The sequence below is a fragment of the Streptomyces sp. NPDC044003 genome (assembly GCF_056435185.1).
The window spans coordinates 111,000-129,111 of the sequence record NZ_JBWKFA010000018.1; the positions used below are offsets into that span (position 1 = coordinate 111,000).

An 18,112-nucleotide genomic window follows, 5' to 3' on the forward strand; every position below is an offset into this window, starting at 1 on the left:
CGTCAGAAAACCTCTTCCCTCCGCCGCGCCGCTGCGGCATCCTGCCGCCCATGGAGACGGAGCTGAGTCGCACACTGGGGATCGAGCACGCCATCTTCGGCTTCACGCCCTTCCCCGCGGTGGCCGCCGCACTCACCAGAGCCGGCGGCTTCGGCGTCCTCGGCGCGGTCCGCTACACCGCGCCCGACGACCTCGCCCGCGACCTCGACTGGATGCAGGAGCACACCGACGGCCTGCCCTACGGCCTCGACGTCGTGATGCCCGCCAAGAAGGCGGTCGAAGGGGTCGGCGAGGCCGAGATCGAGGCGATGATCCCCGAGGAGCACCGGGCGTTCGTCCGCGCCACCCTCGCCAAGCACGGGGTCCCCGAACTGGCCGAGGGCGAGGCCTCCGGCTGGCGGATCACCGGCTGGATGGAGCAGGTCGCACGGAGCCAGCTCGACGTGGCCTTCGACTACCCGATCAAACTCCTCGCCAACGCCCTCGGCTCACCACCGCCCGACGTCGTCGCCCGCGCCCACGACCACGGGGTCCTCGTCGCCGCCCTCGCGGGCAGCGCCCGCCATGCCCGGCACCACGCCGACGCCGGCATCGACATCGTCGTCGCCCAGGGGTACGAGGCGGGCGGCCACACCGGCGAGATCGCCTCCATGGTCCTCACCCCCGAGGTCGTCGACGCGGTCTCCCCGCTGCCCGTGCTCGCCGCCGGCGGCATCGGCAGCGGCGAGCAGATCGCCGCCGGACTCGCTCTCGGCGCCCAGGGCGTCTGGCTCGGCTCGATCTGGCTCACCACCACCGAGGCCGAACTGCACTCCCGCGCCCTCACCGCCAAGCTCCTCGCCGCGGGCTCCGGCGACACGGTCCGCTCCCGCGCCCTGACCGGCAAGCCCGCCCGCCAGCTCCGTACCGAGTGGACCGACGCCTGGGACGACCCGGCGGGACCCGGTCCGCTCCCCATGCCGCTCCAGGGGCTCCTGGTCGCCGAGGCCGTGTCCCGTATCCAGAAGTACGAGGTCGAGCCGCTCCTCGGCACCCCCGTCGGACAGATCGTCGGCCGGATGAACTCCGAGCGCAGCGTCCAGCAGGTCGTCGACGAGCTCACCCGCGGCTTCGAGAAGGCCGTCGACCGCATCAACCGCATCGCCGGACGGAGCACCCAGTGAGCAACGGTCCCACCGGAAACGAGGCCCCCGCCGAAAGCCAGGCCCCCACCGGATTCTGGGCCCAGGCCGCCGCCGACCCCGGCCGCACCGTCCTCGTCGCACCCGACGGCGAGGAGTGGTCCGCGGGCCGCCTGCACGCCGAGGCCAACCGGCTCGTCCACGGGCTGCGCGCCGCCGGCCTCGAACGCGGCGACGCGTTCGCCGTCGTCCTGCCCAACGGCCCCGAGTTCTTCACCGCCCATCTCGCCGCCACCCAGGCCGGGTTCTACCTCGTCCCCGTCAACCACCACTTCGTCGGCCCCGAGATCGCCTGGATCGTCGCCGACTCCGGCGCCAAGGTCCTCGTCGCCCACGAACGGTTCGCCGAGGCCGTGGCCCTCGCCGCCGACGAGGCCGGACTCGCGCCCACCCACCGCTACGCCGTCGGCACGGTCCCCGGCTTCCGCCCGTACGCCGAACTCCTCGACGGACAGGACGGATCCGCGCCCGCGGACCGCACCCTCGGCTGGGTCATGAACTACACCTCCGGCACGACCGGCCGGCCCCGGGGCATCCGCCGCCCGCTCCCCGGCAGGCTCCCCGAGGAGACCCATCTCGGGGGCTTCCTCGGCATCTTCGGCATCCGGCCGGCGGACGGCAACGTCCATCTCGTCTGCTCGCCGCTCTACCACACCGCCGTGCTCCAGTTCGCGGCTGCGGCCCTCCACATCGGACACCCGCTGGTCCTCATGGACCGGTGGACGCCGGAGGAGATGCTCCGGCTCATCGACCGGTACGCCTGCACCCACACGCACATGGTCCCCACCCAGTTCCACCGCCTGCTCGCCCTCCCCGCCGAGGTACGGGAGCGGTACGACGTCTCCTCCATGCGCCACGCCATCCACGGCGCCGCGCCCTGCCCCGAGCACGTCAAGCGGGCGATGATCGACTGGTGGGGGCGGTGCGTCGAGGAGTACTACGCGGCCAGCGAGGGCGGCGGCGCCTTCGCCACCGCCGAGGAGTGGCTCAAGCGGCCCGGGACGGTCGGCCGGGCCTGGCCCATCAGCGAACTCGCCGTCTTCGACGACGACGGGAAACGGCTGCCGCCCGGCGAACTCGGCACCGTCTACCTCAAGATGAACACCGGCGGCTTCCAGTACCACAAGGACGAGGCGAAGACCGCGAAGAACCGCATCGGCGACTTCTTCACCGTCGGCGACCTCGGCGTCCTCGACGAGGACGGCTACCTCTTCCTCCGCGACCGCAAGATCGACATGATCATCTCCGGCGGGGTCAACATCTACCCCGCCGAGATCGAGGCCGCGCTGCTCTCCCACCCGGCCGTCGCGGACGCCGCCGCCTTCGGGATCCCGCACGCCGACTGGGGCGAGGAGGTGAAGGCGGTCGTCGAGGCGGCCGAGGGGTACGAGCCGGGGCCCGCGCTCGCCGCCGAGATCCTGGCCCACTGCGGCGACCGCCTCGCCGGCTTCAAACGCCCGAAGTCGGTCGACTTCGTCGCGGCCATGCCCCGCGACCCGAACGGCAAGCTGTACAAGCGCCGCCTCCGCGACCCGTACTGGGAGGGGCGGGAGCGCCGGCTGTAGAGGGTGCCCTGCGGACAGGACACCCTCCGGGCCCGTGAGCGATCACGGGCCCTGCGGCGTGGGGAGCCGACGAGCGGCCTGCAGCCCCAGGCGGTCCCCGAGGAAGGCCAGGATCTCGTCCCGGGCCCGGATCGTCGGGTGCCCGGCCTCGTCGACCAGGTGGGCGGTGACGACGCTGTGCGGCGTACCGACCATCTCGGCGAAGAACGGCGGCGGAGCCGGGTTCGCCGCGCTGTCGGGGAGGACACGGCCGTCGAAGGCGTCGCCGAGCAGCGCGCGGTACGCGGCGAAGCGGCGGCCCGTGCACCAGCGGTCGCCCTCGAAGCGGTAGGAGAGGACGGTCAGTCCGTCGCGGGCCACCCGCTCCTGGATCGCGCGCGCGTCGGCCTCGTCGAGTTCGAGCCCGGCGGGGTCGTCGAGGGGAAGGGACGGGTGGTTGACCACGGGCGCGATCACGGCCGGCTCCAGGGCCATGGTCAGGGCGAAGTTGCCGGTGAAGCACATCCCGATCGCGCCCACGCCCGGGCCGCCGCACTCCGCGTGCGCCCGGCGCGCCAGACCGCGCAGCCACGCCGCGACCGGGCTCGTACCGCCCCCGGCGAACGCCCGGAACTCCGCGCTGACGCACGCCCGCCGGACCACCTCCCGGCCGCCCTCCACCGTGGGGAAGGCGCCGTCGGTGCCGAAGAGGGAGGGCACGAGGACGGTGAAGCCGGCGTCCCGCACCCAGCGCGCGAGGCGCAGCACGTCGGGACTGATGCCGGGCATCTCCGGCAGGACGACGACGGCGGGACCGGAACCGGCCGCGTGGACCGTCTTCACCACGCCGTCCACGTCGATGAGCCGGGGGACGAAGTCGTCGATCGGATCGTCAGCGGAAGAAGTCATGCGCACAGCGTGGCCCGCAGAGCGGGACCGGGTGAGGGGCGAGATCGCCATGTACACGGGTAATCTCGCCACCATGAGTGCCCTGCGGGTCGGTGTCCTGGCGTATCCGGGATGTTTCGCGTCCGAAGTCTTCGGTGTGCCGGACCTGTTGACCATGGCCGGGCACATCGCGGGCCCCGACGGGGCCGGCTATCAGGTGTCGATCGTCTCGCCGCGCCGCCGGGTCACCGCCTCCGGCGGAGCGCGGCTCGACGTCGGCCCGCTGCGGGACCTCGACGTCCTCGTCGTACCGGGCTTCGAACTGCGCCTGGACGACGACCTCGACGGGCGGCTGGCCGCTCTCGGCCCCGAGATCGCGGCGATCCGCGCGCACTTCGCCGCCGGCACCGCCGTCGTCTCCCTCTGCGTCGGCGCGTACCTGCTCGCCGACGCCGGTCTGCTCGACGGACGCCGTGCCACCACCTCCTGGCTCCACGCGGACGCCCTCGCCCGCCGCCGCCCGGCCGCCGACATCCGGCCCGAAGAACTCGTCGTCACCGACACGGGTGTGACGACGACGGCCGCCTTCAGCGCCATGTACGACTTCGCGCTGGATCTCATCCGCCACCACGGCGGGCACCACGTGGCCCGCACCACCGCCCGGCTCACCCTCATCGACGACGCGCGGACCTCCCAGACCCCGTACGTCGACGCCCGGCTCCTGCCGCAGCCGGGCCACGCGTTCTCCGAGCGCGTCATGCGCCATCTCGACCAGCGCCTCGCCGCCCGCTACGACCTCGCCGGCCTCGCCGCCGCCTTCGGCGTCAGCACCCGGACCCTGCTGCGCCGCTTCTCCGCCGAAACCGGCCGCACCCCGCTCGCCCACCTCCAGTCCTCCCGCGTCCGCCGCGCCCGCCACCTCCTGGAGACCACCGACCGCACGGTCGCCGCCATCGCCGCCTCCGTCGGCTACCAGGACCCCAGCACCTTCGCCACCCTCTTCACCCGCCACACGGGCCACCCCCCGGGCGCCTACCGGGCGGCGTTCAGCCCCCGCCGGAAGGTTCCCGCCCCGGCGGCGGGTCCGCCCCGCCCAGCCCCGGCGCACCCCAGACCGGGAACCACCGCTCCATGTCCGGCTCCATCGCGAGGTCGCCCGCGAGCAGACCTCTGACCTGGAGTTCAAGGGCGTTGTCGCGGGTCTCGGCACGATCCGCGCGCGGGGCGAAGGGATAGAAGGTGCCGCGTTTGTAGAGATACACGAGCGCGAGGTCCCGCACCCGGTGCCCGTCGCCTCCCGGGGCACCCGTCCACGTGCCGTCCGTCCCCGTGTCCTCCGGCCCCGGGCCTCGCGCCGCCGCCGGAGCACGGAACGCGGTCAGGGAGCAGAGCAGATTCGGGCCGAAGCCGGCCTCCTCGAGGAGCGCGTTGACCGCGTGCAGGTCGTTGACCAGCGTGATCAGGTCCTCGGGGGGACGCCGGACGGTGAGCCAGGTGTAGCCGTACGCGTCCGAGGTGTACGTCACGGGGTACGCCCCTGGTCCCGCGTCCTCGCCCGCGCCCCGATCGGGTTCGGCCGCCACCTCGACGTCGAGGAGATCCCGTACGTCCCCCTTCAGACGCGCGAACGCACCGCCCTCCACCGCCGCGAAGCACACCGACCCGGCGCCGGCCGGCACGAAGCCGGTGCCCGCCTGGAGGGTGAGCGCGGCGGCCGGCAGCCCGAAGAGACGGTCCAGATCGGGCCGTACCGGCCGGCTGCGCCCGAGGATGCTGTCGAGGAGTCCCACCGCCGTCACGCCTCACCGAGCCGCGCCGAGATCCGCGCGAGCTGCTCCAGCCGCTGCTCCAGGGTGGGGTGGGTGGAGAGCAGCCGGCTCAGGCTCTCCTGGGAGGAGAAGGCGGGCGCGAACCAGAAGGCGTTGTAGGGCTCCGCCTTGCGCAGGTCCTGCGTCGGGATCCGGGCCATCGCGCCGTTCACCTTGGTGAGCGCGGACGCCAGGGCGGAGGGGCGGCCGGTGAGGAGGGCGGCGGCACGGTCGGCGGCCAGTTCGCGGTAGCGGGACAGCACCCGCGTCAGCAGGAAGCTGACGACGTAGACGACGGCGCTGACCACGGGGACCAGGATCACGGCGATGCCCAGGGTGCTGTCCCGGCTGCGGCCGAGACCGCTGTAGAGCGCGACCCGCGTCATCATCCCCGCGAGGACACCGAGGAAGGAGGCGATGGTCATGACCGCGACGTCCCGGTGCGCCACGTGCGACATCTCGTGCGCGAGGACCCCCTCCAGCTCCGCCGGCTCCAGGCGTCGCAGCAGGCCGGTCGTGACGCAGACCAGTGCGGTCTTCTCGCCGCGGCCGGTGGCGAAGGCGTTCGGCACGTCGCTCTCGGCGATCGCCACCTTCGGCTTCGGCATGTCGGCCAGCGCGCAGATCCGGTCCACGGTGCCGTGCAGCTCGGGTGCCTGCTCGCGGGTCACCTCACGCGCTCCCATGCCCAGCGCGGCGATCCGGTCGCTGAACCAGAACTGCCCGACGAACAGCACGCCCGTGATCAGCAGGATGACGGGCCAGGACCCGCGCAGCAGCACCAGCAGGACGCCGACGAAGACCACGTACAGCAGTCCGATCAGGAACATCGTCGTCGCCATGCGGGTCGCGAGCCCCTGGTCGGGGGCGTAGCGCGAGCGGGACGAGGACCGGGTTCTGGGCATCCACGCACCCTCTTCCACGGGAGGGCGGGACCGATCGGCCCCCGGGGCGGGGCCGGCCTTCCGCTCCCTCCTGCCAGTGTGCTCCCCCCTGCGCCGGAACGGCGCCCAGGCGCAGCTCCCCGGCGTCGGGCTCCTCGGGCGTCGGGCTCTTCTCCACCACGTGGGTCACGAGCCGGTCGGGCACCTCGGGGCACGCGTCTCGCGCACCATGCGGTCCCGCTCGTCGCGCTCGAACGCCTTCGGGCGGCAGAGCACGCTAGCGCGGCCGCGGCGCCAGGGCCGGGAGCAGCTGGGACTCCTCGTACGCGAAGTGGTCCTCCAGGCTCGTCGCCAGCCGGTCGACCTCGGCGCGCAGGGTCTCCGGTGGGGCGCCGGAGGTGAGCAGGGCCTCCAGCTCGCCGACCGTGCGGGCGACCACCCGGTGCTCCCGGCGCATCCGGTCCAGGGAGTCGGCGAGGTCCGGGAACTGGCGCTCCAGGAGGTCGAAGACGCCGTCCTCGTTGTGGTGGTGGGCGTGGAGCGCGCCGCAGAAGCCGAGGCAGTGGCGGGCGAGCTGCCGTCCGAGCCTGGGCGCCGGGGAGTCCAGGCCCGCGCGGAGCGCGGCGAGTTCGGCGCGGAGCTCGTCGTGGACCTTGACGAGGTGGGCGGCGATCGCCCGGTGCCGCGCGGGGTCCGTGAGGTCCGTCCGGTGCAGGGCGACGACGGGGATGACCCGGTCCGTGCCGGCCTGGTAGGCGGCGAACGCGGGATCCCGGGCGGACTGCTCCGCGTACAGCCGGTCCCGCTCCTCGCCCTCGGTCACCGCCGCCCTCGCCGCGAAACGCTCGACGGTCCCTTCGGGGGTGCCGAGTTCGACGGTGACGTGCGCGTCGGCGCGGAGGTTGTGGAACCAGGCCGGGTGCTTCGGTCCGCCGGCGTTCGACGCGAAGACGAGGAGCCGGGCCCCGTCCCTTACGTACACGGCGGGGTTGGTGTGCGGCCGTCCGCTGCGGGCGCCGGTCGTGGTGAGGAGGAGTAAGGAGGCGCCTTCGAACATCCCGCCCACGCGGCCGCCGTTGGCGCGGAACTCCTCGATGACCTGCTGCTGGAAATCGGACATGGAGGTGCCCTTCGGTAGCATCGATCACGACAGATCTATTTGCTTTGAAAGCAAAGTTAAATCGGAGGATGCAGGGTGTCAATCACGGAGAACGGCGACCGGCGCGCCGACGGGCCGGACGTCGACGACGCCGTCCGTACGCTGCTGCTGCTCATGCCCCGGATGGTCGGGCGGGTCAAGCGCATCAGGATCCCCGACGAGCTGCAGTCCCTCACCCTCGCGCCCCGTCACCTCTCCCTCCTCGCCTACCTCCTCTTCGACGGACCGCTCGGCGTCAACGAACTCGCCGCCCGTCTGGAGGTCGCCCCGACCACCGTGAGCCTGATGGTCGGCGAGCTCGCCAAGAAGGGGGTCCTGGAGCGGGTCGAGGACCCCGCCGACCGGCGGCGGAAGATCGTCTCCATCGCCGAGGCGCACCGCCCCGCCATCGACGGCTGGCTGGGCCGCAGCGCCGGCGCCTGGCGCGCGGCCCTCGCACCGCTCGGCCCGGCCGAGCGGCGGATGTTCGTCGAGACCCTCACCGCCTACGAGCGCGGCCTCACCGATCCCGAGAACTGAACGAATCGGGAGCAAAGACCCTCTTGTGGCAATATGCGGATCATGAGTTCGAGTGTGACGGCAAGGGCACGGCAGTGGACCACCTGGGGGCCGGTGGTGGCGGCGCTTGTGCTCGGCCTCGCCTGGGGGCGCGATCTCCCGGGCTTCGCCGTGGCGATCGTCGTCGTCTGCCTGTTCGCCGCGGTCCTCTCGGCCGTCCATCACGCCGAGGTCATCGCCCACCGCATCGGCGAACCCTTCGGCTCCCTCGTCCTCGCCGTGGCCGTCACCGTCATCGAGGTCGGACTGATCGTCATGCTGATGATCGGAGGCGGCGACAAGGCGACGAGCTACGCCCGGGACACGGTCTTCGCCGCCGTCATGATCACCTGCAACGGCATCGTCGGCCTCGCCCTGCTCGTCGGCGCGCTGCGCAACCGGATCGCCGTGTTCAACGCGGAGGGTTCCGGCGGCGAGCTGGCGATCGTCTGCACCCTGGCGACCATGACGCTGGTCCTGCCGACCTTCACGACCAGCCACCCGGGCCCCGAGTTCTCGGCCGCACAGCTCGCCTTCGCGGCCGTCTCCTCGCTCCTCCTCTACGGGGTGTTCGTCGCCGTCCAGACGGTCCGGCACCGTGACTACTTCCTGCCCGTGCCGCGGCCGGACCGGGGAATCCCGGAGTCGGAGGACGAGCACGCCTCGCCGCCGACCGCCCGCGACGCCTGGTTCAGCCTCGGTCTGCTCGTGGTCGCCCTCGTCGCGGTCGTCGGCAACGCCAAGCTCGTCTCGCCCACCATCGAGGACGCCGTCGCCTCCGCCGGCCTGCCCAAGGCCGTTGTCGGCGTCGTCATCGCCCTCATGGTGCTGCTGCCCGAGACCCTCGCCGCCGTGCGCGCCGCGAGCCGGGACCGGATGCAGACCAGCATGAACCTGGCTTACGGCTCTGCCATCGCCAGCATCGGCCTGACGATCCCGTCGATCGCGCTCGCCTCGATCTGGCTGGACGGGCCCCTGATCCTCGGCCTGGGGCCCCTCCACATGGTGCTGCTCGTGCTCACGGCCGTGGTGAGCGCCCTGACCGTGGTGCCCGGACGGGCCACCCTCCTTCAGGGCAGCGTCCATCTCTCGATCTTCGCCGCCTTCGTGTTCCTGTCGTTCAGCCCCTGACGACCACCACCCGCAGGCCGGGCGAGCGCAGGATGTCCTTCTCGCAGAACCGGGAGGTCACCCAGCGCTCGCCCGCGAACAGCCGGGTCTGGTCGCTGAAGTGCGGCGAGGCCGGGTTCGACGACTGGGAGTACGAGAGCAGGGTGCGGGCCACCGGGCACCGGCTCCCGTCCCAGCCGACCGCCTGCACATGGCTCGTCCCGTGGACGACCTCCACATAGCCGCCGCCCGCCGCGTTCCACACGGGCTCGGTCTTGTTCCAGATGCCCAGGGACTCGGTCCCGCCGCTCACCGGGATCCGCTCCCCGTTGCGTACGACGAACTGGTGGGCCCCGAGCGGCGCGTCCAGCGCGATGCCCGCCGCCCGCAGTTCCGCCGCAGCGTCCTTGAGGGCCTGCGCGAAGCCGGGCGCCTCCGTGTTGAGGGTGTGCGGGGTGCGGACCGGGTCGGCCGCCGAGAACGGCACCTTCCACTGGTCGGCCGCCTTGACCGTGCCGGTGAACTTCCGCCAGAACCGGTCGAAGAGCAGCGCGCCACGGCTGTCGGTGTTCACCGTCCGGTCCCAGTCCCCGATCACCCGGCAGACCTCCGGGTCCTCCGACAGCACCGACCCGCAGGCCTTCGCCGCGTCGGCCGCCGCCAGGTCACCGGCCGGCGCCCGGTTCGCGAACTGCTGGCGCTGCAGGTCGGCCACCGTGAGCCCGCCCCGGTCCGCCAGCGCCGACACGTCCTCGATGCCGCCCCGGGTGCGCAGCGAACGCGGGGTCGCGACCGTGCCGAAGATCCGCTCGTAACCGGTCAGCGGCCGGTCGGCGTTGGCCAGCCAGGCGCTGTCGTTGGAGTTCTCCACGTACGGGGTGTCCCGCAGGACCGGCATCCGCGCGGGCCCGAAGACACCCGGCTGCACCGCGTCCGGGTCGGAGCCGAGCGCGCACTCCGACCGTGAGCCGTCGAGCACGGCCACACCCGAGGCCGGGTAGGTGGCCCGGCCGAGCGGGGTGGAGCAGCGCGCGGCGAGTTCGTCCGTGATGTGGGGGAGCACCTGGGACTGGGCGAAGAGGGAGTGTCCCGCGGAGTCCGCCGCGACGGTGTTGACCCAGGGCAGCCCCTGGGTGCGCGTCAGGGTGTCGGCGACGTCCTGCGCGGACCGGGCCTTCCCGAAGCCGAGCGCGGTGTCGGAGCCGCGCAGGTTGGCGGCGTTGGGGTCGTTCAGCGCGTACGCCGTGGTCGCGGTCCACGGCAGCGGCAGCTGCGCGCCGAGGCCGCCGACGACGGGGCCGTACCGGGTCCACCACTGGGTGCGGGTGACGGGGGCGCCGTCCTTGACCGCCACGGTCACCTCGCGCGCGGTCATCCGCTCCGGGCGGCCGTCCACGAGGTAGGAGGTCGGGTCGCCGGGGGCGAGCGTCAGCTGGTGCAGGTTGAGCGGCACCCCGGTCGCGACGGTGTGGCTCCAGGCGACCTGGTCGTTGAAGCCGATGTTGACGACGGTCGTGCCGAGGAGCGAGGCGCCGGAGACGTTCAGCTCGCCCGGGATGGTCTGCTGCGACTGCCAGAACCGGCGGCCGCCCTGCCACGGGTAGTGCGGGTTCCCCAGGAGCAGCCCGCGCCCGTTCGCCGTCGTGGCCCCGGAGAACGCGACGGCGTTGGAGCCCATGGTGGCGTTCTCGGGAGCGAACAGCTCGCGCGCCGCCTCGGCCGTACGGGCCGGGTCGGGGACCTCCGGGTCGGAGGCGCCCGCCGAGCGGGCGGCCGACGGGGGAGCAGCGGCCGGCGGCCTGGCCGCGGTGATGCCGTCCACGGCCCTGCCCTGACCGCCGAGCACGGAGACGGCGAAGCCGCGCCGGGCCACGTCGAGCGCGGTCACCGGTCGGACCCAGTCGGCGTCGGCGCAGGCCGGGTCGGTGATCCGGTTCTTCCGCAGCCAGGCGTTGTAGCCGGCCGCCCAGCCCCGCATCAGCTCCTTGAGGTCCCGGCTCGGCCCGGCCGGAGCCGGGGTCCCGAGCAGCTCCTCGACCGTGCCCGCGTCCTTCAGGCCGCGGAAGTACAGATCGCTGGAGAGGTTCGTCGTGGCGGAGGAGAGCGAGCCGTCAGGGGCGGCGCCGGGGCCGAAGAACCGGGAGCGTTCACCGTTCACGGTCAGGAAGCCGTCGGCGAGCACACAGACCTGGTCGGCGGCCTGGGCCCAGCCCGTGCCGAACCCCAGGTTCGCGTAGTCCTTCGCCACGATGTGCGGGATGCCGTACTCGGTGTAGCGGATGACGGCCGACAGGCCCCGGTCGGACGGATGACGGCCCCGGTCGCCGGAGTCGGCGGCCGCCGCGCCGGGCAGCGTGGCCGTGACGACGGCGAGAGCCGCGCCGGTGAGTGCCAGGTGTTTCAGACGGGTACGGAGGTGCAAGATGCCTCCCAACGGGCCGATGAGCACTGCGGGTTGGACCATGCACGCAGTTGCGCGGCCCCTTGTCAACATCCCGTTCGGTATCCGAGGTCCGGGCGTCCGCGGCGCGCGGCACGGTACTTGACCTCCTGCCAGGTGGCCGCCGAGGATCACCGCATGGATCGACTCCTCAGCCGCACCGTCGACGGTGTCCTGCGCGCGAGCGCCCGGCGCGTGCCCGACCGGATCGCCCTCCGGTACGCCGACCGGACCTGGACGTACGCGGAGCTGGACGCCGCCGTCTCCACCGCCGCCGCCGTCCTGCGGGAGCCGCACCACGGCCTCGCCCTGCCGGAGTACGCCCGGGTCGCCACGTACGGCCACAACTCGGACGCCTACCTCGTCGCGTTCCTCGCCTGCGCGCGGGCCGGCCTGATCCACGTACCGGTGAACCACCATCTGACCGGCGAGGACCTCGCGTACGTCCTGGAGCAGTCGGACAGCTCCCTCGTGCTCGCCGATCCCGCCCTCGCCGACCGGATCCCCGAGGGCTTCGCGGTCAAGACGCTGCGGGACGCCCCCGGTTCACTGCTCGGCGCTCTCGCCGAACCGGAGGAGTACCTCACCGACCGCGACGCCCGCGACGTCGCCCAGCTGCTCTACACCTCGGGCACCACCGCACTCCCCAAGGGCGCCGTGATGACCCACCTCGCCCTCGCCCACGAGTACGCCAGCGCGATCGAGGCCCTCGACCTGAGCGAGGACGACCGGCCGGTGCACGCGCTGCCGCTCTACCACTCGGCGCAGATGCACGTCTTCCTGCTGCCCTACCTCGCCGTGGGCGCCGAGAACACGATCGTCGACGGCCCCGACCCGGCCGTCCTGTTCGACCTGATCGAGGCGGGCCGCGCCGACAGCCTCTTCGCCCCGCCGACCGTCTGGATCGCCCTCGCCAACCATCCCGAGTTCGCCGACCGCGACCTCTCCGCCCTGCGCAAGGCCTACTACGGGGCCTCGATCATGCCCGTACCCGTCCTGGAGCGGCTGCGCGCCCGGCTGCCCGAACTCGCCTTCTACAACTGCTTCGGCCAGTCGGAGATCGGCCCGCTCGCGACCGTCCTCGGCCCCGACGAGCACGAGGGCCGGATGGACTCCTGCGGCCGCCCCGTCCGTCACGTCGAGGCGCGCGTCGTCGGCGAGGACGGCGAGGACGTCCCCGACGGCACCCCGGGGGAGATCGTCTACCGCTCCCCGCAGCTCTGCGAGGGCTACTGGCGCAAGCCCGACGAGACCAAGGCGGCCTTCCGGGGCGGCTGGTTCCACTCCGGGGACCTCGCCGTCCGCGACGCCGAGGGCTATCTCACGATCGTCGACCGGGTGAAGGACGTCATCAACTCCGGTGGTGTGCTCGTCGCCTCACGCCAGGTCGAGGACGCGCTCTACACCCACCCCGGCGTCGCCGAGGTGGCCGTCATCGGCCTCCCCGACGAGCGCTGGATCGAGGCGGTCACCGCCGTCGTCGTCCCGCGCGGCGAGGTCACCGAGGCCGAACTCCTCGACCACGCACGCGAGAAGCTCGCCCACTTCAAGGCGCCGAAGCGCGTCTTCCTGGTGGACGCGCTTCCCCGCAACGCCAGCGGAAAGATCCTCAAGCGCGACCTGAGGGACCGCTTCGCCCCTCAGCCCTGACCCTTCTCCTCCATCACACAGAGAATGTTGCCCTCACTGTCCTTGAACCAGGCGCCCCGCATCGTGTCCGACTCGACCACACCCTCGACCGTCTTGATGTCGGGCAGGTCGTAGTCCTCGAAGGTGACGCCCTTCGACCGCAGTGTCGACATCTCCGTGTCCAGGTCGTCGACCTTCCAGCTCGCCAGGGTGTGCTCGGCCTTGCCGCCGTAGGGCGTCTCGTAGAGGCCGATCACCGTGCCACCGCACTCGAACCTGGTGTCCTCGGGTGTCTCCTTCGTGAGGGGCAGACCGAGGGTCTCCGAGTAGAACTGCTTGGCCCGGTTCATGTCACTGACCGGAATGATCGCGGCTATGGGGGAGTCCGACAGCATCGCAACCACCTCCTCCCTCCAGGCTACGCGCCCCGGAGGTCCACGATCCGCTTGATCTTGCCCACCGAGCGCTCCAGCGTCTCCGGGTCCACCACTTCCACGCCCACGGACACCCCGACCCCGTCCTTCACCGCGGCCGCGACCGCCCGGGCCGCCTCCGCGCGCTCCTCCGGCGTCGCGTCCGGACGGGCCTCGGCCCGCACGGTCAGGGCGTCGAGCCGGCCCTCCCGGGTCAGCCGCAGCTGGAAGTGCGGGGCCACGCCCGGGGTGCGCAGCACGATCTCCTCGATCTGGGTGGGGAAGAGGTTCACCCCGCGCAGGATGATCATGTCGTCGCTGCGCCCGGTGACCTTCTCCATCCGGCGGAACACCCGTGCCGTCCCCGGCAGGAGCCGGGTGAGGTCGCGGGTCCGGTAGCGGATCACCGGCATGGCCTCCTTGGTGAGCGAGGTGAAGACCAGCTCGCCCTCCTCCCCGTCGGGCAGCACCTCGCCGGTGAACGGGTCCACGATCTCCGGGTAGAAGTGGTCCTCCCAGATGTGCAGGCCGTCCTTGGTCTCCACGCACTCCTGCGCCACACCGGGACCGATGACCTCCGACAGGCCGTAGATGTCGACCGCGTCGATCGCGAACCGCTCCTCGATCTCCTTGCGCATCTCCTCCGTCCACGGCTCCGCGCCGAAGACGCCCACCTTCAGCGAGGTCGACCGGGGGTCCACGCCCTGCCGCTCGAACTCGTCGAGCAGCGTCAGCATGTACGAGGGGGTCACCATGATGATCTCGGGCCGGAAGTCCTGGATGAGCTGCACCTGGCGGGCCGTCATGCCGCCGGAGGCCGGGATCACCGTGCAGCCGAGGCGCTCCGCGCCGTAGTGGGCGCCCAGGCCGCCGGTGAACAGGCCATATCCGTACGCCACATGGACCTTGTGTCCGGGGCGCGCCCCGGCGGCGCGCAGGGAGCGGGCCACCACGTCGGCCCACATGTCCAGGTCGGCCTCGGTGTAGCCGACGACGGTCGGCCGGCCGGTGGTGCCGCTGGAGGCGTGGATGCGCCGGATCCGGGACTGGTCGACGGCGAACATGCCGAAGGGGTAGTGGTCGCGGAGGTCCGACTTGGCGGTGAAGGGGAAACGGGCGAGGTCCGCGAGCGAACGGCAGTCGTCCGGGGTCAGTCCGGCCGCGTCGAAGGAGCGCCGGTAGAAGTCCACGTTCTCGTACGCATGACGCAGGGTCGCGCGCAGCCGCTCCAGCTGGAGGGCCGCCAGCTCCTCGCGTCCGAGCCGTTCGCCGCTGTCCAGCAGTTCCGTCATGCGCCCACTCCTCCGCTGTCGTAAAACGGACTACCGATCATTCGGTTGATCCGTTCCGGGTCAGTAAAACCGGAGGTACCCGGGGCTTGGCAAGGGGCTGGACGAACTTTCCCGCCCAGGCCCCTGCCCGGACGGCGGAGCGCGCGGGGCGCTCACAGGGCGGCCACCGCCTTCCGGCGCTCCGGCCCGCCCGCGCCGCACCCGGATGACGTACACCACCGTGCGTTACATCTGGACGCGGAGAGTCACGTACGAGAGTTCGCAAGCCCCCGGAAAGCGAGTCCCCCATGTCGGTCGACACCGAGCCCGCGGCCACCCCGCCCGCCGTCGAGATCCGCCAGGTCCAGCTCAGCCTCAGCACCGCCGCCGCCCGCAACCTCGCCACCACCACCAAGTCCGAACCCCAGATGCAGGGCATCAGCTCCCGCTGGCTGCTCCGCACGCTCCCCTGGATCCACACCCCCGGCGGCGTCTACCGGGTCAACCGACGCCTCTCGTACGTCGTCGGCGACGGCCGCGTCACCTTCGTCAAGAGCGGCTCCAGGGTCGAGGTCATCCCCGCCGAACTGGCCGAACTCCCGCTGCTGCGCGGCTTCGACGATCCCACCGCGCTCGGCGCCCTCGCCGACCGCTTCGTCCAGCAGGAGTTCGAACCCGGCCAGGTGGTCGTGCACGCCGGACGGCAGGCCGACCACGTCTACCTCATCGCCCACGGCAAGATCGAGAAGCTCGGCACCGGACAGTACGGCGACGAGACCCTCCTCGGACGGCTCGGCGACGGCGACACGTTCGGCGGCCAGGTGCTCGCCGGGGACGGGGCGTGGGACTTCACCGCCAAGGCCGTCACCGCCGTCACCCTCCTCGCGCTGCCCCGCACCTCCTACCTGGCCGTCGCCGAGCAGTACGAGAACCTCCGCGACCACGTGGTGAACGCCGGGTCCGACGGCCGGCCCCGCCCCGTCAACCTGTCCGGCGAGGCGGCCATCGAGCTCAGCGCCGGCCACGTCGGCGAGGCCGCGCTGCCCGGCGCGTACGCGGACTACGAACTCAAGCCGCGCGAGTACGAACTCAGCGTCGCCCAGACGGTCCTGAAGGTGCACACCCGCGTCGCCGACCTCTACAACCAGCCGATGAACCAGACCGAGCAGCAGCTCCGTCTGACGATCCAGGAGCTCCGCGAGCGCCAGGAGCACGAGCTCGTCAACAACCCCGAGTTCGGGTTGCTCCACAACGCCGACTTCGACCAGCGCATCCAGACCCACTCGGGCCCGCCGACCCCGGACGACCTCGACGATCTGCTCAGCATGCGCCGCGACACCGACTACATCTTCGCCCACCCCCGGGCCATCGCCGCCTTCGGCAAGGAGTGCAACAAGCGCGGTCTCGTGCTCGGCACCGTCGACGTCGAGGGGCGCCACATGCCGGCCTGGCGCGGGGTGCCCCTCCTGCCCTGCGGGAAGATCCCGGTCACCGACCGGCAGAGCTCCTCGATCATCGCCGTGCGCACCGGCGAGAACAACGAAGGCGTCATCGGCCTGCACCAGACCGGTCTGCCCGACGAGGTCGAGCCCGGACTCAACTGCCGTTTCATGGGCATCGACGAGAAGGCGATCATCTCCTACCTGGTCTCCGCCTACTACTCGGCCGCGATCCTCGTGCCCGACGCGGTCGGCGTCCTCGAGAACGTCGAGGTGCGTCCGCGCGCCTGACCGCCGGTCTCCGGTGCCGGGCAAAAAGCCGTTGCCCGGCGCCGGACGCCGGTGCTGGAGTGGCCGCCATGGAACCCCAGCACCTCCGTGACCTGTACGACCTCCAGCTGCGCCGGGAGGCCCGCCCCGACGGGCCCGGCTGCCGCGTCGAGCGCGTCGGCGCGATCGTCCGCCAGACGGGCCCCGCGCACGCCTGGAACGGCGTCCTCTGGTCCGGCTTCGACGCGGCCGAGGCCGACCGCGCCATCGCCGGACAGATCGAGCACTATCGCGCCGCCGGACTGTCCTTCGAGTGGAAGCTGTACGGGCACGACACCCCCGCCGACCTCGGCGACCGGCTCCGCGCGGCGGGCTTCACCCCCGAGGACCCCGAGACCCTGATGGCCGCCGAGGCCGCCGCCCTGCCCGGGGAGCTCCCGCTCCCCGAGGGCGTCGAGCTCCGCGCGGTCACCGACGAGGCCGGGGTCCGCCAGGTGGTCGAGGTCCACGAGCGCGCCTTCGGCACCGACAGCTCGGACATCGGCCGCCAGCTCCTCGACCGGCTCGCGGTCGACCCCGACACGGTCACCGCCGTCGTCGCCCTCGCCGCCGGCGAACCCGTCAGCGCGGCCCGCCTGGAGCTGTACCCCGGCACGGACTTCGCGGGCCTGTGGGGCGGGGGCACCGTCGAGGGCTGGCGCGGCCGCGGCCTCTACCGCGCCCTGGTCGCCCACCGCGCCCGCATCGCCGCCGCCCGCGGCCACCGCTACGTCCAGGTCGACGCGGCGGACACCAGCCGCCCCATCCTCCAGCGCCTCGGCTTCCTGCCGCTGACGACCACGACGCCGTACGGGTACGACCTCCAGGGCCTGTCCGACAGGCTCTAGGTATAAAACTGCCGGACGTTGTTGACACTCAGGGTCTCCGACCACTACGGAGATCTGCCATGCCCCCTTCGCTGCAACAGCAACAGGACCGCCAGGCACAGCACCGCCTGGCGGTCCTGCGCCACGCCGAGGAAGTCACCGGCAACGTCGCGCTGACCTGCCGCTACTACGGCATCAGCCGGACCTGTTTCTACAAGTGGCTGCGTCGGTACCAGGACGAAGGCCTTGAGGGCCTGCGGGACCGCTCCAGCAAGCCCCACCACTGCCCCCACGCCACCGAGGCCGAGGTCGTCAACAAGATCGTCTACCTGCGGCAGCACTACCACTTCGGCCCGATGAAGATCAAGATGTACCTCAAGCGATACCACGACATCGACATCGCCTGCTCCGCCGTCTACCGCATCCTGAAGAAGCTCGGCATGAACCGCCTGCCGGCCTCCCAGCGCTACAAGCGGCACGACAAGCGCTACACCCGCTACGAGAAGCAGCTGCCCGGCAACCGGGTCCAGATCGACGTCAAATTCATCGAACCGATCGGCCTGCCGGAGCAGGTCCCGGCCGCGGCGCCGGTGACCGGAACCCCGCCGAAACGACGCCGCCGGGCGAAGTACTACCAGTTCACCGCCATCGACGACTGCACCCGGCTGCGAGT

General features: G+C 72.2%; 15 protein-coding genes and 1 pseudogene. 9 read left to right on the forward strand and 7 right to left on the reverse strand.

All coding sequences use genetic code 11. The annotated features are described in order from the left end of the window. Positions 1-50: 50 nt before the first annotated feature. Both AC07AW_RS39370 and AC07AW_RS39375 read left to right on the forward strand, forming a co-directional pair. Positions 51-1,163 carry an NAD(P)H-dependent flavin oxidoreductase gene (locus AC07AW_RS39370; RefSeq protein ID WP_086822071.1) on the forward strand — a complete coding sequence of 371 codons (1,113 nt, stop codon included), beginning with the start codon at positions 51-53 and terminating at the stop codon, positions 1,161-1,163. Beyond that, positions 1,160-2,746 (forward strand): acyl-CoA synthetase, encoded by a 1,587-nt coding sequence (locus AC07AW_RS39375; protein WP_478820278.1) that lies wholly within the window; start codon positions 1,160-1,162, stop codon positions 2,744-2,746. Before AC07AW_RS39370 ends, AC07AW_RS39375 begins: the two co-directional genes overlap by 4 nt. Positions 2,747-2,788: 42 nt before the next feature. On the opposite strand, the gene AC07AW_RS39380 is transcribed toward AC07AW_RS39375, so the two are convergent. Further along, entirely contained in the window at positions 2,789-3,634 is an 846-nt protein-coding gene (locus AC07AW_RS39380; RefSeq protein ID WP_478820279.1) for a dienelactone hydrolase family protein, read from the reverse strand. A gap of 154 nt (positions 3,635-3,788) precedes the next feature. Between AC07AW_RS39380 and AC07AW_RS39385 the strand changes: the two are divergent. Continuing rightward, a pseudogene (locus AC07AW_RS39385) lies at positions 3,789-4,643 on the forward strand (GlxA family transcriptional regulator); the annotation flags it as partial. Positions 4,644-4,659: 16 nt separating this feature from the next. Here the strand turns inward: AC07AW_RS39385 and pspAB are convergent. From pspAB to AC07AW_RS39400, 3 genes are all read right to left on the reverse strand, one after another. Continuing rightward, the gene (gene pspAB, locus AC07AW_RS39390; protein WP_478820280.1) at positions 4,660-5,403 is read right to left on the reverse strand and encodes a PspA-associated protein PspAB; all 744 of its coding nucleotides are present in this window, start codon (positions 5,401-5,403) and stop codon (positions 4,660-4,662) included. 5 nt (positions 5,404-5,408) lie between these two features. After that, positions 5,409-6,326, reverse strand: coding sequence for a zinc metalloprotease HtpX (gene htpX / locus AC07AW_RS39395; protein ID WP_478820281.1), 918 nt, complete (start codon positions 6,324-6,326; stop codon positions 5,409-5,411). 256 nt (positions 6,327-6,582) lie between these two features. Beyond that, a complete protein-coding gene (locus AC07AW_RS39400) occupies positions 6,583-7,425 on the reverse strand; it encodes a nitroreductase/quinone reductase family protein (protein WP_478820282.1) in 843 nt (280 codons plus the stop codon). A 153-nt stretch (positions 7,426-7,578) separates the two neighbouring features. Here AC07AW_RS39400 and AC07AW_RS39405 point away from each other — a divergent pair, with 153 nt between their 5' ends. Together AC07AW_RS39405 and AC07AW_RS39410 are read left to right on the forward strand one after the other, a co-directional pair. Further along, complete coding sequence (locus AC07AW_RS39405; RefSeq protein ID WP_478820293.1) at positions 7,579-7,983, forward strand: MarR family winged helix-turn-helix transcriptional regulator; 405 nt, start codon at positions 7,579-7,581, stop codon at positions 7,981-7,983. 42 nt (positions 7,984-8,025) lie between these two features. Further along, a complete protein-coding gene (locus tag AC07AW_RS39410) occupies positions 8,026-9,132 on the forward strand; it encodes a calcium:cation antiporter (protein WP_478820283.1) in 1,107 nt (368 codons plus the stop codon). Here the strand turns inward: AC07AW_RS39410 and AC07AW_RS39415 are convergent. After that, positions 9,122-11,533 carry a penicillin acylase family protein gene (locus tag AC07AW_RS39415; protein WP_478820284.1) on the reverse strand — a complete coding sequence of 804 codons (2,412 nt, stop codon included), beginning with the start codon at positions 11,531-11,533 and terminating at the stop codon, positions 9,122-9,124. The genes AC07AW_RS39410 and AC07AW_RS39415 overlap by 11 nt on opposite strands. 156 nt (positions 11,534-11,689) lie before the next feature. Between AC07AW_RS39415 and AC07AW_RS39420 the strand changes: the two genes are divergently transcribed. After that, positions 11,690-13,201 carry a fatty acyl-CoA synthetase gene (locus tag AC07AW_RS39420; protein ID WP_478820285.1) on the forward strand — a complete coding sequence of 504 codons (1,512 nt, stop codon included), beginning with the start codon at positions 11,690-11,692 and terminating at the stop codon, positions 13,199-13,201. Here the strand turns inward: AC07AW_RS39420 and AC07AW_RS39425 are convergent. Continuing rightward, complete coding sequence (locus AC07AW_RS39425; RefSeq protein WP_478820286.1) at positions 13,192-13,575, reverse strand: VOC family protein; 384 nt, start codon at positions 13,573-13,575, stop codon at positions 13,192-13,194. The two genes, AC07AW_RS39420 and AC07AW_RS39425, sit on opposite strands and share 10 nt — an antisense overlap. Positions 13,576-13,598: 23 nt before the next feature. Beyond that, on the reverse strand, positions 13,599-14,885 hold the full coding sequence (paaK, locus tag AC07AW_RS39430; RefSeq protein WP_478820287.1) for a phenylacetate--CoA ligase PaaK: 1,287 nt from the start codon (positions 14,883-14,885) through the stop codon (positions 13,599-13,601). 287 nt (positions 14,886-15,172) lie between these two features. Between paaK and AC07AW_RS39435 the strand changes: the two genes are divergently transcribed. From AC07AW_RS39435 to AC07AW_RS39445, 3 genes are all read left to right on the forward strand, one after another. Then, the gene (locus AC07AW_RS39435; protein ID WP_478820288.1) at positions 15,173-16,594 is read left to right on the forward strand and encodes a family 2B encapsulin nanocompartment shell protein; all 1,422 of its coding nucleotides are present in this window, start codon (positions 15,173-15,175) and stop codon (positions 16,592-16,594) included. Between the two features lie 68 nt (positions 16,595-16,662). Beyond that, on the forward strand, positions 16,663-17,460 hold the full coding sequence (locus tag AC07AW_RS39440; RefSeq protein WP_478820289.1) for a GNAT family N-acetyltransferase: 798 nt from the start codon (positions 16,663-16,665) through the stop codon (positions 17,458-17,460). Between the two features lie 59 nt (positions 17,461-17,519). Beyond that, positions 17,520-18,112: helix-turn-helix domain-containing protein (locus AC07AW_RS39445; RefSeq protein ID WP_478820290.1), on the forward strand; the 593-nt coding region annotated here is incomplete at its 3' end.